11 protein-coding genes, 4 tRNA genes and 1 pseudogene are annotated in these 13,078 nt (G+C 71.7%); 11 read left to right on the top strand and 5 right to left on the bottom strand.

Annotated elements, in window-relative coordinates; translation table 11 throughout:
* The first annotated feature begins 8 nt into the window (after positions 1–8).
* Genes ACIPJI_RS28060 through ACIPJI_RS28050 form a run of 3 tightly spaced genes read left to right on the top strand, consistent with a single transcriptional unit; the run spans position 9 to position 2,041 of the window.
* Complete coding sequence (locus tag ACIPJI_RS28060; RefSeq protein ID WP_402249582.1) at positions 9–425, top strand: hypothetical protein; 417 nt, start codon at positions 9–11, stop codon at positions 423–425.
* Between the two features lie 54 nt (positions 426–479).
* Positions 480–1,211, top strand: coding sequence for a DsbA family protein (locus ACIPJI_RS28055; RefSeq protein WP_402249581.1), 732 nt, complete (start codon positions 480–482; stop codon positions 1,209–1,211).
* Positions 1,208–2,041, top strand: coding sequence for a cytochrome c biogenesis CcdA family protein (locus tag ACIPJI_RS28050; protein WP_402249579.1), 834 nt, complete (start codon positions 1,208–1,210; stop codon positions 2,039–2,041). The genes ACIPJI_RS28055 and ACIPJI_RS28050 overlap by 4 nt, the downstream gene beginning before the upstream one ends.
* A 110-nt stretch (positions 2,042–2,151) precedes the next feature.
* On the opposite strand, the gene ACIPJI_RS28045 is transcribed toward ACIPJI_RS28050, so the two are convergent.
* The 4 genes from ACIPJI_RS28045 to ACIPJI_RS28030 form a co-directional block, all read right to left on the bottom strand.
* Positions 2,152–2,225, bottom strand: a tRNA-Phe gene (locus ACIPJI_RS28045).
* 22 nt (positions 2,226–2,247) lie between these two features.
* Positions 2,248–2,322: transfer RNA gene (locus ACIPJI_RS28040), tRNA-Asp, on the bottom strand.
* 39 nt (positions 2,323–2,361) lie between these two features.
* Positions 2,362–2,434, bottom strand: a tRNA-Glu gene (locus ACIPJI_RS28035).
* Positions 2,435–2,514: 80 nt separating this feature from the next.
* A complete protein-coding gene (locus tag ACIPJI_RS28030; RefSeq protein WP_402249577.1) occupies positions 2,515–4,131 on the bottom strand; it encodes a metallophosphoesterase in 1,617 nt (538 codons plus the stop codon).
* 74 nt (positions 4,132–4,205) lie between these two features.
* Between ACIPJI_RS28030 and ACIPJI_RS28025 the strand changes: the two genes are divergently transcribed.
* From ACIPJI_RS28025 to ACIPJI_RS27995, 7 genes are all read left to right on the top strand, one after another.
* Positions 4,206–4,556: a metallopeptidase family protein gene (locus tag ACIPJI_RS28025; protein ID WP_037774286.1), complete on the top strand. Its 351-nt coding sequence runs from the start codon at positions 4,206–4,208 to the stop codon at positions 4,554–4,556.
* On the top strand, positions 4,553–5,050 hold the full coding sequence (locus tag ACIPJI_RS28020) for a fluoride efflux transporter FluC (RefSeq protein ID WP_402249575.1): 498 nt from the start codon (positions 4,553–4,555) through the stop codon (positions 5,048–5,050). The genes ACIPJI_RS28025 and ACIPJI_RS28020 overlap by 4 nt, the downstream gene beginning before the upstream one ends.
* A complete protein-coding gene (gene crcB, locus ACIPJI_RS28015) occupies positions 5,047–5,409 on the top strand; it encodes a fluoride efflux transporter CrcB (RefSeq protein WP_356624601.1) in 363 nt (120 codons plus the stop codon). Before ACIPJI_RS28020 ends, crcB begins: the two co-directional genes overlap by 4 nt.
* Before the next feature lie 104 nt (positions 5,410–5,513).
* The gene (locus ACIPJI_RS28010) at positions 5,514–6,110 is read left to right on the top strand and encodes a hypothetical protein (RefSeq protein ID WP_402249573.1); all 597 of its coding nucleotides are present in this window, start codon (positions 5,514–5,516) and stop codon (positions 6,108–6,110) included.
* 216 nt (positions 6,111–6,326) lie between these two features.
* The gene (locus ACIPJI_RS28005) at positions 6,327–8,462 is read left to right on the top strand and encodes a DEAD/DEAH box helicase (RefSeq protein ID WP_402249572.1); all 2,136 of its coding nucleotides are present in this window, start codon (positions 6,327–6,329) and stop codon (positions 8,460–8,462) included.
* A gap of 270 nt (positions 8,463–8,732) precedes the next feature.
* A complete protein-coding gene (locus ACIPJI_RS28000) occupies positions 8,733–11,771 on the top strand; it encodes an FG-GAP-like repeat-containing protein (protein WP_402249569.1) in 3,039 nt (1,012 codons plus the stop codon).
* A gap of 109 nt (positions 11,772–11,880) precedes the next feature.
* Positions 11,881–11,956, top strand: a tRNA-Lys gene (locus ACIPJI_RS27995).
* Between the two features lie 167 nt (positions 11,957–12,123).
* Here the strand turns inward: ACIPJI_RS27995 and ACIPJI_RS27990 are convergent.
* Positions 12,124–12,765 carry a class I SAM-dependent methyltransferase gene (locus ACIPJI_RS27990; RefSeq protein WP_356624616.1) on the bottom strand — a complete coding sequence of 214 codons (642 nt, stop codon included), beginning with the start codon at positions 12,763–12,765 and terminating at the stop codon, positions 12,124–12,126.
* Positions 12,766–12,921: 156 nt separating this feature from the next.
* Between ACIPJI_RS27990 and ACIPJI_RS27985 the strand changes: the two are divergent.
* Positions 12,922–13,076 (top strand): annotated as a pseudogene (locus ACIPJI_RS27985) (hemin transporter); the annotation flags it as partial.
* Between the last annotated feature and the right edge of the window lie 2 nt (positions 13,077–13,078).

The raw sequence follows: 13,078 nt of genomic DNA, 5'->3' as shown, positions 1-13,078 counted from the left end.
GCGCGTCCATGCTGATCGGCCGCGACCGCCGGCACCGCCTCCTGGTGTCCGCGAGCCTGCTGCTCGGCCTGCTGGGAGCGCTGCTCGGGTGCATGGGCACGGCGGCCGCGGCGGCGGACCCCGCGCCGGTCTCCGTCGCCGGTCCGGACGCCACGCCCGCGTCCATGGCCGGGCCGGTGGCCGCTCCCGCGCAGCCCCCGGGCTGCGGACCGGGCGCCAAGGACAACGACAGGGACGCCCACCCCGGGACGCCCCCGCGCGGCAGCTCCCCGTACGAACTGCTGCCCGCGCTGCACCAGGCCGGCGGTCCCGCCGGCCCCGGGGCGCTGCTGCCCGACCGGGCCTTCCTCGACGAGTCGCCGCTGCCCGCGCCGCCGCCGGCGGCGCCGCCCACCCCGGTCGCCCTCTCCGTCCTGCGCGTCTAGGCCCGGCGGCCCACTCCACCGTCAGCCGCCGGACCTTCGCCCAGGAGCACCACCATGTCTTCTTCCCCTTCCCGTAAGCCCCTCGCCATCGGCGCGGGTGTCCTCGTCGCCGCGCTGCTGCTCGGCTTCGCGTCCTACACCACCACCAAGCCGGACACCCCGGCCGGCGGTTCCTCCGCCGTGGCCGATGTCTCCGCCGACCCGCGGGACGGCGCCTATCCGGAGCTCGAGAAGCTCGCCCGCCGTGAGGCCGGGGACCCGCTGGCGGTGGGCCGCGCCGACGCGCCCGTCGTCATGGTCGAGTACGCGGACTTCCAGTGCGGCTACTGCGGAAAGTTCGCCCGCGACACCGAGCCGGAGCTCATCAAGAAGTACGTCGAGGACGGGACCCTGCGGATCGAGTGGCGCAACTTCCCGATCTTCGGCGAGGAGTCACAGGCCGCGGCACGCGCCGCCTGGGCGGCGGGCCGGCAGGGCCGTTTCTGGGAGTTCCACGCGGCCGCGTACGCGGAGGGGGCCAAGGAGAAGGGCTTCGGCAAGGACCGGCTCGACGCGCTGGCGCGTGAGGCGGGAGTGGCCGACCTCGGGCGCTTCGCACGGGACCTCGACAGTGACGCGGCGCGGCAGGCCGTGAAGAAGGACCACGAGGAGGCGTACGGGCTGGGTGCGACGTCCACCCCGTCCTTCCTGATCAACGGGCGGCCCGTCGCGGGCGCCCAGCCGATGGCGACGTTCACCGAGGCCATCGAGGCGGCGAAGCAGGCTGCGGACGGGAACGGCCGGTGAGCGACATCGGCTATCTGGCCGCTTTCCTCGGCGGTCTGCTGGCGCTGGTCAGCCCCTGCAGCGCACTGCTGCTCCCCGCCTTCTTCGCCTACTCCGTCGACTCGGCCGGCCGGCTGCTGGCCCGCACGGGAATCTTCTACGCGGGCCTGGCCACCACCCTCGTCCCGCTGGGCGCGGCGGGGTCGTACGCGGGTCGGCTGTTCTACGGCCACCGTGATCTGCTCGTCCTGGCCGGCGGATGGCTGATCGTCGCGCTCGGCGTCGCGCAGATCCTCGGCATGGGTTTCGCCTCTCGCCGTATCGCTTCGGTGTCCGGCCGGATCCGCCCGACGACAGCGGTGTCCGTGTACGCGCTCGGCCTGGTCTACGGCCTGGCCGGGTTCTGCGCGGGGCCGATCCTGGGCAGCGTGCTGACGGTGGCGGCGGTCAGCGGCAGCCCGGTCTACGGCGGTCTGCTCCTCGCGGTCTACGCCCTCGGCATGGCGGTCCCGCTCTTCGTCCTCGCGCTGCTGTGGGAACGGTTCGACCTGGGCCGCCGCCGGTGGCTGCGCGGCCGGACGCTGCGGGCGGGCCGCTTCGAGCTGCACACGACGTCGCTGCTCTCGGGACTGTTCTTCGTCGTGCTCGGCACGCTGTTCCTGGCCTTCGACGGCACCACGGCCATGCCGGGACTGCTCTCGGTCGACGACTCGTTCGCGGTCGAGGAGTGGACGGCGGGCCTCGGCGGCGCGATCCCCGACTGGGCGCTGCTGGTCCTGGTGGTGACGGCGACCGCCGTGATCGTGGCCGTCCGCCTCCGGGCCGGCCGCGGTGACCGCGAGCGCGCCTGACGTGCGTGGGCCCGCCCGGCCGGGGCGGGCCCTTGCGGCGCGGACGATGTCCCGGACACCGTGGGAGCACGACGACGGCCCCGGCTCGAAGAGCCGGGGCCGTCGGATTGTGGCTGGGGCCGGGGTCGAACCGGCGACCTATCGCTTTTCAGGCGATCGCTCGTACCAACTGAGCTACCCAGCCACGAAGCTCTTTCGAGCTTCAGCGGTCCTGACGGGATTTGAACCCGCGGCCTCCACCTTGACAGGGTGGCGAGCACTCCAAACTGCTCCACAGGACCAAGCTATGTGCGAGACCAAGTCTCGCACACGGTAAAGCGTGCCCCCAACGGGATTCGAACCCGTGCTACCGCCTTGAAAGGGCGGCGTCCTGGGCCACTAGACGATGAGGGCTAAGGGCCCGCCTGGGCGCTTCTCAGCGCGTCGGGGACGTGAGAAGCATATGGGATGCGGGGAGCTATCGCCAAAACGGTTTACGGAGAGGGGCTCGGCGTGCCGGGGGAGGGCGTGCCGGAGGGTGCTTCGGACGGCGATCCCGACGGCGAGGGCTTTGGTGTCGGGTCCTCGGCGAGGTGGCGGCTGACCTCGGCCGTCGTCAGTCCGAGGCCGCCCAGAGTGATCTCGTCCCACGCCTGCATCCGGCGGGTCGTCCGGTCCAGATAGAGGACCGAGGCGCGCACCTTCTCCGGCTTCTCGTTCTGGACCGCGCGCAGGCCGCCGCCGCCCGTGGAGCCTTCGATCTTCAGCCGGGTGCCGTGCTCGAGGAGCTCGGTCCGGCGTTTGTGGACGTGGCCGGCCAGGACGAGCGGCACCGTTCCGTCGGTCTCGCGGGCGGCGACCGGGTTGTGGGCGACGGCGATGTCGACGGGCGTACCCGCGGCCTCCTGGTCGCGCAGTGCGGAGGCGAGGCGGATGCCTGTCATCCGTTCGGCGGGGTCGCCCTGGGCGACCACCGACCGGTCGGGGGTGAACTGCGGGTCGCCGCTGCCGGCGATACGCAGCCCGGCCACGGTCACGGCCCTGCCGTCGTCGAGCACGTGCACGTTCTTGAGGCGGGAGAGGTACTCCTGGGTCGTGCGCGAGTCGTGGTTGCCGCGTACCCAGACGTACGGCGCGCCCAGGTCGGAGATCGGGTCGAGGAAGCCGTTCTCGGCGGCGGATCCGTGGTCCATCGTGTCGCCGGAGTCGATGATCACGTCGATGTCGTACTGCTCGACGAGCGACGCGATGATGTGCCAGGCCGCCGGGTTGAGGTGGATGTCGGAGACGTGCAGCACCCGCATCGTGCCCGGGTCGGGCTGGTAGGCGGGGAGTGTGGAGGTCGCCTCGTAGAGCTTGGTGACGTTGGTGACGAGGCGGGCCAACTCCTCCTGGTAGATACCGAATTCGGTGACGATCGAGCGGGCGTTGCCGACGACGGACGGCGCGGACGTCAGCAGCCCGGAGAACTTGGGCTCGAGAACGGACTTCGGGTTCCAGGTGGCGTACGCGCTGACGCCGGACGCCGCCAGCAGGGCCAGCGCCAGGCCGCCCGCCGCCAGCGCGCGGCGCGGGCGGCGGTAGACGGCGAGGCCGAGTGCGGTGGCTCCGGAGACGACGGCGACGCAGGACCGGAAGGCCAGCTCCGCGGTGCCGTCCTGGACGTCGTGGGTGATCTCGTCCTGGAGGCCGGAGATCAGCTCCGGACGCTCCACCAGGGCCTGGGAGCGGACCGGGTCCAGGCGGTCCACGTCGACGTCGAGACGCACCGGTGCGGTGTGGGAGTCGAGCTCCAGCGCGCCCAGCGGAGAAACGTTGATCTTCGTTCCGCCGTTCAGGGACGGCCGCAGCGTCATCGTCGTGTCCATGGGGCCGACCGGCGTACGGACGTTCCCGACGATCAGCAGCCCCAGCCAGGCTCCGATCAGGACGACGGCGGTCAGTCCCAGCGCCCTGACCCACGGCCGCGGGGCCGCATCCAGTGCGGGGACGGGGGTCCGCCCGGTGGGCGCGCCGCGTTTGCGCAGGCGGTGCAGGAGTCGGCTCAGTGCGGCGGGGATCGGCGGGGACGACATGGGCGAGCGGTGCGGTTCCTGGGCTTGGCGGGCCATTGGTCCCGTATGCCCACACCGGCGGGCGGCCATGCCGGGGCGACCACCCGCACGGCGTACGTGACAATGGCCGGGTGCTGGAGATGACGCGCGAGGAGTTCGAGGAACTGGTCTCCGAGGCCCTGGACAGGATCCCGCCCGAACTGACGCGGCTGATGGACAACGTCGCCGTGTTCGTGGAGGACGAGCCCGCATCGGACGATCCCGACCTGCTCGGCCTCTACGAGGGGACTCCGCTGACCGACCGCGGGGAGTGGTACGCGGGCGTGCTGCCCGACCGCATCACCATCTACCGGGGGCCGACGCTGCGGATGTGCGAGTCCCGCGAGGACGTCGTCGCGGAGACGGAGATCACCGTGGTGCACGAGATCGCGCACCACTTCGGGATCGACGACGAGCGGCTGCACGAGCTGGGGTACGGGTGACCTCCGGCGCCGACGCCGCCGGCGACGCGGAGGCCATCGACCCGGACGTCGACCTCCACGTCCCCGCCCAGCGGGCCGAGACGGCCGGCGGGCACAAGTGGCCGGTGCTCGCCGCGATCTCGGCGGGCGGTGCGGTCGGCGCCTGCGCGCGCTACGGCGCGACCCTGCTGTGGCCGGCGCCCGAGGGCACGTTCCCGTGGGCGGTCTTCTGGGTCAACGTGACCGGCTGCGCCCTGATCGGGGTACTCATGGCGCTCGTCAGCGAGGGAGGCCGAACGGCGCCCGCGCTGGTGCGGCCCTTCCTCGGGGTCGGTGTGCTCGGCGGATTCACGACGTTCTCCACGTACGCCCTCGACTTCTCGGACCTGTTGGAGCGCGAAGAGGCCGGCGTCGCACTCGCGTACGCGGGCGGCACGCTCGCCGGGGCGATGGGCGCGGTGTGGCTGGGGGCCTCGGCGACGCGGGCGGCGCTGAACCGCACGGCGGCGCCGTGAACTGGCTGCTGGTGGTCGTCGGCGCCGCGGTCGGGGCGCCGCTGCGGTACCTGACGGACCGTGCGGTGCAGGCCCGCCACGACTCGCTGTTCCCGTGGGGGACGTTCGTGGTGAACGCCGCGGGAAGTCTGGTGCTCGGCGCCGTGGCGGGGGCGTCGGTGTCCTCGCCGGCGTACGCGCTGCTCGGCACGGGCCTGTGCGGGGCGTTGACGACGTACTCCACGTTCTCGTACGAGACGCTGCGGCTGGCCGAGCGGGGACGGCGGTTCCTGGCCGTGGCGAACGTGGCCGCCTCGCTGCTGGTCGGGCTCGGATCGGTGTTCCTGGGGCTGGAGTTGGCGCGCGCCTTCACCGCGTGACCCGTCGCGCCGGCCGGAGCCGTGGCGGGATCCGGGGCGTGTCCCTTGCGGGGTGACGGGAGTTGGTCAGGGAAACCCGCGTCCCCTGCCCCGGAGGTGCCCCCGTGCGCCAGTTGTCAGCCCCCGGCCGTACGGCCGTCTGGATCGCCGCCTCCATGGCGGTCCTGGCCTCGGCAGGCTGTATGAGCGTGAGCGACGACGGCGGGGCGAAGCCCGCGCCCAGCTCGTCCGCGGAGCGGCGCGGGACGGGGGCGGAACCGGACGGCGGGCATGTGCTCCCGGGCGGACACGGACGGCAGGCAGGCGGCGGCGGGGACTCCTCCCACGACGTCGACGGGAAGGGCGAGAACGCTTCGCCCGCGCCGAGCGGTTCGGCCTCCGCCGGTGCCCGGCCCTCCGAGGCCGCCCCGCCGCCCTCGGAGCCGAAGCCGTCCGCGCCCCCCGGGGACGCCGGGCCGTCCGCGTCCGCGCCGCAGCCGTCGATGCCGCCGCCGGAGGAGTCACCGGAGCCGCCGGTGGAGAGTCCTCCGCCGTCACCGCCACAGCCGTCCGACCCGCCGAGTGCCTCCTCCGCGCCCGAGGTGCACGCCGGTGCGATGCGGGTGATGCCGGCCGACGGTGACTCCGAGCCCTCGGCATCACCGCAGTCGCGCCCGGACGGGGCGGGCCGAAGCGACGGGGCGGGCCGGTCCGCTGCCTAGGGCGGTGTGCCGGGCGTCACTCGGCCGCGGTTTGCCATCGGTGGGGGAGGGTGCGTATGGTGGTAGATCGTTTGATCCCATTGCCCGGCGCCGAAACAGAAGAGCGCCGCGTGGCGCGTACTCTCCCTAGCCGTGGCTGACCGCATCGAGGCGGTCGAATTGCGAATTCACGGAGTTTGGGCGCGTGCCGAGACTCCGGAAGGTTTCGCATTTCGCATGTCCAATTTCAGCACTGATCACGCCGTCATGCCCGAGAACGACGAGATTGTCGAGACGGTTGTCGCGGAGGCCGCAGAGGCCCCCGAGGAGCCCCAGACCACGTTCTCGGACCTCGGTCTCCCCGAGGGCGTCGTCCGCAAGCTCGCCCAGAACGGCGTGACCTCGCCCTTCCCGATCCAGGCCGCGACCATCCCGGACGCCCTGGCCGGCAAGGACATCCTCGGCCGTGGCCGCACCGGCTCCGGCAAGACCCTCTCCTTCGGTCTGCCGACCCTGGCCACGCTGGCCGGCGGCCACACCGAGAAGAAGAAGCCCCGCGCGATCATCCTCACGCCGACCCGTGAGCTCGCGATGCAGGTCGCGGACGCCCTCCAGCCCTACGGCGACGTGCTCGGCCTCAAGATGAAGGTCGTCTGCGGCGGTACCTCCATGGGCAACCAGATCTACGCCCTCGAGCGCGGTGTCGACGTCCTCGTCGCCACCCCGGGCCGCCTGCGCGACATCATCAACCGCGGCGCCTGCTCCCTGGAGAACGTCCAGGTCGCCGTCCTCGACGAGGCCGACCAGATGTCCGACCTGGGCTTCCTGCCCGAGGTCACCGAGCTGCTCGACCAGATCCCCGGCGGCGGCCAGCGGATGCTGTTCTCCGCCACCATGGAGAACGAGATCTCCACGCTGGTCAAGCGCTACCTGACCGACCCGGTCACGCACGAGGTCGACAGCGCCCAGGGCAACGTCACGACCATGAGCCACCACGTGCTCGTCGTGAAGCCCAAGGACAAGGCGCCCGTCACGGCCGCGATCGCCGCCCGCAAGGGCCGCACGATCATCTTCGTCCGCACCCAGCTGGGCGCCGACCGCATCGCCGAGCAGCTGTGCGACGCCGGTGTGAAGGCCGACGCGCTGCACGGCGGCATGACGCAGGGCGCCCGCACCCGCGTCCTGGAGGACTTCAAGAAGGGCTACGTCAACGCGCTCGTCGCGACCGACGTCGCCGCCCGCGGCATCCACGTCGACGGCATCGACCTGGTCCTCAACGTGGACCCTGCCGGTGACCACAAGGACTACCTGCACCGCTCCGGCCGTACGGCCCGCGCCGGCAAGTCCGGTGTCGTCGTCTCGCTGTCGCTGCCTCACCAGCGCCGCCAGATCTTCCGGCTGATGGAGGACGCGGGCGTCGACGCCTCGCGTCACATCGTCGGCGGAGCGGGCGTGTTCGACCCGGAGGTCGCCGAGATCACCGGCGCCCGTTCGCTGACCGAGGTCCAGGCCGACTCCGCGAACAACGCCGCCAAGCAGGCCGAGCGCGAGGTCGTCGAACTGACCCGCCAGCTCGAGCGCGTCCAGCGCCGTGCGACCGAGCTGCGCGAGGAGGCCGACCGTCTGGTCGCCCGCGCCGCCCGTGAGCGCGGCGAGGACCCGGAGGCGGCCGTCGCCGAGGTGACCGAGGCCGCGGTGGCCGAGATCGCCGCGGTGCCGGAGCAGGCCGAGCCGGTGCGCGACTCCCGTGACGAGCGTCCCTCGTCCGACCGTCGTGACGAGCGTGGCAACTTCCGCCGCGACGACCGCGGTGGCTTCCGCCGTGACGACCGCGGTGGCGACCGTGGCGGGTTCCGTCGTGACGACCGCCGTGACGACCGTGGTGGCCGTACTTTCGAGCGCCGTGACGACCGCGGTGGCGACCGTGGTGGCCGTTCCTTCGAGCGTCGTGACGACCGCGGTGGCGACCGTGGCGGGTTCCGTCGTGACGACCGCCGTGACGACCGTGGTGGCCGTACCTTCGAGCGCCGTGACGACCGCGGTGGCGACCGTGGCGGCTTCCGCCGCGAGGACGACCGTGGTGGCCGTACCTTCGAGCGCCGTGACGGTGACCGTGGCAACTTCCGCCGTGACGACCGCGGTGGTGACCGTGGCGGCTTCCGCCGCGACGACCGCCCGGCCGGTCACCGTGGCAGCGACCGTCCGTTCAACCGTGACCGCCGCGACGACCGCCCCTCGAGCGGCTTCCGTCCCGGCGCCGGCGACCGCCCGTACGGCCGCCGTGACGACCACCGCGGTGGCGCCGGTTCGAGCTCCGGCTCCTTCGGCGGCGGCCGCCGTGACGACAAGCCGCGCTGGAAGCGCAACGGCTGACCTCATGTGAGGACCGACTGAGCAGGGCCCGTACGGCACTTCGGTGGCGTACGGGCCCTGTCGCGTTGAACGGGTTCGAAAAATGCTTCCGTTGCTGGTGAGGCTGCTGTTAATGTCAGCCCACTTGCATGGGGGCGGGTGCGGCTCGGGGGGGCCTTCACGCACTGCTGTTCGGTACGGGCACCGCTGATCTCCCCATGCGTCTCTTACGCATCCCGGGGAGGGACCCGAGTGCCTCGAAGCGCTCTCGTACGCCATTCCATCGCAGCCGTGACGGCAGCGACCCTTGTCGCCGGCATCGGCCCCTTCGCGCTCACGGCCACCGCGGCCGAGGGCGGCAAAGTCGTCTTCCCCGCGGCCGTCGCGGCGCAGCCACGGACCGTGGTCCCGCTCGTCGCGGGCCCCACCGGCTACCTGCGCTACGAGCAGGGCGTCGGGCACTTCTGGAGCACGTATGCCGGCGTCTCCACCCCGATCTCCGTCGAAGAGGAGGGGCCGGAGGCCGACGGCACGTACGGTGCCGGTTTCGACGGCTTCGCCACGTACTTGTCCGACTGGACGCCTACGTCGGACTCGGTCCGGCTGGTGAACATGGCGACGGACAGCGTCAGCTACCTCGACATTCCAAGCGGCCACCAGTACGTCGGTGTCTTCGGGTCCACCGTGGTCACCTTCACCCGGACGACCACGACCGCCCCGCGCGTGTGGCATCTGCTCCGGAAAGTGAACGGCTCGGTGCAGGACACACAGGTGACCGGCTGGCCGGAGGGCGCGCTGCCGCCCGCCAAGGCGGTGACCGGGGGCGCGGACGGCGTCCTCGCCACGTACCAGGTGGGCGGCGTCTCCCGCTCCGCCTGGGTCGATCTGGCCTCGGCACAGGTCCGCACCCTCCCCAACGACGCGGCCGCTCAGCCGGTGTCCACCGTTCACAGCCCGACCGAGGTCGTGGAGTGGGCGAAGGACGGCAAGGCGCGCTTCTACACCAAGGGCGAAGCCGGCGCATCCGGTCCGCTCGCCCTGGCCGCCACGACCGACCTTCCCTACAACGAGGGCGACGTGCTGCTCGGGGTCGTGGGCACTCGACTGATCGTCGGGCGTGCTTCCGGCCAGGACTCCTCCGTCCCGTACCGCGTCGTCTCCGTGCCGCGCGCGGGTGGAGAGGAGACCACTCTCTTCGCCCACGGACGCCGGCAGGCGCTGGCGGCTCCGGACGGTGGGCTGCTCCTGGTCGCGGGCGCGGCCGCCGACACGCTGGGCGTCCAGCGGCTCCGGGCCGAGGGGGACGGGACGACCGCGGCCAAGCTCGTGGACGTCACCCCGCTCACCTCGAAGCCGAGGTCGCTCAGTTTCAGCCACGGACAGCTCCACTCCCTCGAGTGGATGCCGGACGAGACCAACTCCTACCGTTCGCGGACGGTGTCGGTCACGGGCGAACTGACGGCCGGAGCGACGCAGGAGCGCGGCGACTTCGGATTCCCGCTCGAAGAGTGCACCGACACGAACGGCTGTCCGGAGCCCCTGGCCACCGGCGACGGACGCATGGTGGTCCAGCCGCCCTACCAGTCGGACCTCCCGGCCCTGGTGGTGGAGCCGGGCGCGACCTCGGGACGCGTCCTCAGCAACGAACTCGAGAACGTCCACATCTCTGACGTCTCCGGGCGCTACGCGATCGGCGGCGGACGGACCGGGTCCGGCGAGTGGGTGACGAACACCGCCTTCGATCTGGACACGGGCAAGCGACTCGCGACGTTCAAGGTGCCGTTCGACTACGACCTGTACGGCGACACGCTCTGGACGCAGGGCACCGTGAACGGAACGGTCGTCGGCTACGACGTCCGTACCGGCGCCGTGAAGCGCACGGTGGATCTGGGAACAGGTTGCCGGGCGGAGTTCCTCAAGGTCACGGCCCACTGGCTGAGCTGGAGCTGCGCCGGCCCCACCGAGAGAGGCGGCATCTACGACCTCGACAAGAACACCAACCTGAACTACACCGAGCCGTTCTCGCAGCTCGGTGACGGCTACGTCGTGCAGACCCATGGCCGGGAGGTGCGGGTCACCGACGTCCGCGGTCCCGAGCCTGTCCTCAAGGCGACCTACCTGACGAGCGATTACAACTACGAGTCCGGCCTGTACGCCATCGACACCGCCGCCGGCCGCGTCGCCTACCAGGAGAACGCCGCCGGTGACATCCGGGTGGCCGATCTCGGGGTCCCGGCATCGCCGCTGGCCCGTATCGATGCCGATGTGGCGACGGGTGCGGACCTGAAGGCGGGTGCGTGGAAGCCGCGTTGGTGGCTGTCGAAGCCGGCCGGGTCGTGGCAGCTGACGGTGACGAGCAAGACGACCGGCGCGGTCGTCCGGACCCTGTCAGGGGGCGAGGCGCGCGGCGTTGTGAGTCCGGTGTGGGACGGCAAGGACGCGGCGGGCAGGTTCGTCGGGAACGGCGCGTACACGTGGGCCCTGAGCGTGAAGCCGGCTGACGGCCAGGGCGCGGATCTGACGGCGGCGGGCGCGGTGTCCGTGACCGGCGCCGCGGCGGCCCGGCGGGATCTCGTCGGCGACGACGGTTTCGGTGATCTGCTGGTGATGGATTCCGCGGGTCTGGTGTCGCTGTACAAGGGCACGGGCTCGGGTGGTCTGTCGGCGCGGATCGCGGGGTCGGGCGGCGTGTTCTCGACCTCGTCGGTACTGGTGCCGTTCGGTGATGTGAACGGGGACCGCTGCAACGATGTGCTGGTGCGGGTCGGCGATCAGCTGCGTGCGTACCGGCCGGGCTGCGGCAAGATCGTGTCGGCGTCGTCTCCGTACACGCTGATCGGCACCGGGTGGGGGCAGTACAACGTGCTGACCTCCCCGGGTGACGTGAACGGCGACGGGTACCAGGACCTGGTGGCGCGTCAGGCGTCCACCGGCGACATGTACTTCTACGCGGGGACGGCGGATCACCGGCTCAAGAGCCGGGTGAAGATCGGCACGAACTGGAAGACCTACACGAAGATCGTCGGTGCCGGTGACCTGAACGGTGACGGCCGCGGCGACCTGCTGGGCATCGACGCGGCGGGTGCGCTGTGGCGGTACTACGGCACGGCGTCGGGTGCTGTGGCGCCGCGGGTGCAGCTGGCGACGGGCTGGGGCGGGTACACCTCGGTGGTCGGGCTGGGCGACATCAGCGGTGACGGGAAGCCGGAGCTCGTGGGTCGTACGGGTGACGGCCGGCTGTACCGGCACAGCGCGACGGGGACCGGGACGCTGGCGGCCCGGGTGGTGATCGGCACGGGCGGCTGGCAGGCGTTCAAGGGCCTGTACTGACGTGCTTCCGCCGCGGCCCGGGACGACCGGGCCGCGGCGACCGGGCCGGTGGCGTATACCCGATCGGCTCCGGGGATCTCTCCCGCTATGCTCAGGGGTGTTGTGTCGAGGGCCGTTAGCTCAATTGGCAGAGCAGCGGACTTTTAATCCGTTGGTTGTGGGTTCGAGTCCCACACGGCCTACCACTCAGCCCCAGGTCAGGAAGGTTCTGGCCTGGGGCTGATCTTGTTTCCGGCCGGCTTCGGCGCTCTGCGGCAAGTGCGGGCACGACTACACGGTTCCGCGGCAGGACCCCACGTAGGAGGACCCCGGTGGTCAGTCGCCGAAGGAGCGGCGTGGACCGGGGAAACGCTCAGTCGCGTCGCCGGCAGCAGAGGAAGACCTGCTCCTCGGGCGGCACGTCGCTGATCGCCGGGGCGTAGGTGTACGAGGACTCCTCGAGGATCTCGAAGTCCTGCTCGACGACCTTGTGCAACTCCTCGCGGAGGTAGCCGGACACCCGGATGCTCTTTCCGAGGAACGGGATCGCGCGGTTGTCCATGTCCGCCTCCACCATCGAGATCACGAACAGGCCGCCGGGGACCAGCAGGTGGTGGACGGTCCGCAGCGCCTCGGGGATCTCGGCGCGGGGGAGCATGAGCAGGGAGAAGAAGGCCGTGATGGCGTCGAAGCGGCCCAGATCCGCGGGGCCGCCCGGACGGAGGTCCGCGACGTCGAGTTGGTGGAACGCCCCTTCGGGCACGTTCGTCCGGGCGAGTCTCACCATTTCCTTCGACAGGTCGACGCCCACCACCTCGAATCCGGCGTCCGTCAGCCGCCGCGCGGTCGGCACTCCGGTGCCGCAGCCCAGATCCAGCACCCGTGCCCCGGGGGACAACGCCTCGGCCAGCCATTCGCCGGCGGCGACCTGGCCCTCCTTGTGCGGGAAGGCGTCGTCGTAGCTGTCGCCGATGGCGTCGAAGGCCACAGCCTGGTCCCTGCGGTCGGGGCGCATGCCCTCGTAGTCGGCGTCGCTGTTCCCGTTTGTCACGAAAGTACCTTTCGGAGGCCGCCTTGGGTGTCCCATAATCGCGCCGCCGCTGCTCGATGTCAGGCGGATGGGCATCGGACGGTGCTCGGCTTCGGTACCCGGCCCGGGCAGGCCGACGTCGGCGCCCGGACCTCCCCGAGGGGCTCACGGCCTGTCTGTGCGGCCCGTTGCCGTTCATGCGCGCCGTACGGGGTGATCTGCTGCGCCGGGGCGTGCCCGCCGCGGCCGTGCACTACGAGGTGTTCGGGCCCGATCTCCGGCTCGGTCAGGAGTAGCC

Source organism: Streptomyces sp. NPDC086835 (genome assembly GCF_044745705.1).
In the GTDB taxonomy this organism is placed as follows: Bacteria; Actinomycetota; Actinomycetes; order Streptomycetales; family Streptomycetaceae; genus Streptomyces.
This window is presented reverse-complemented; position numbering and strand designations above follow the sequence as displayed.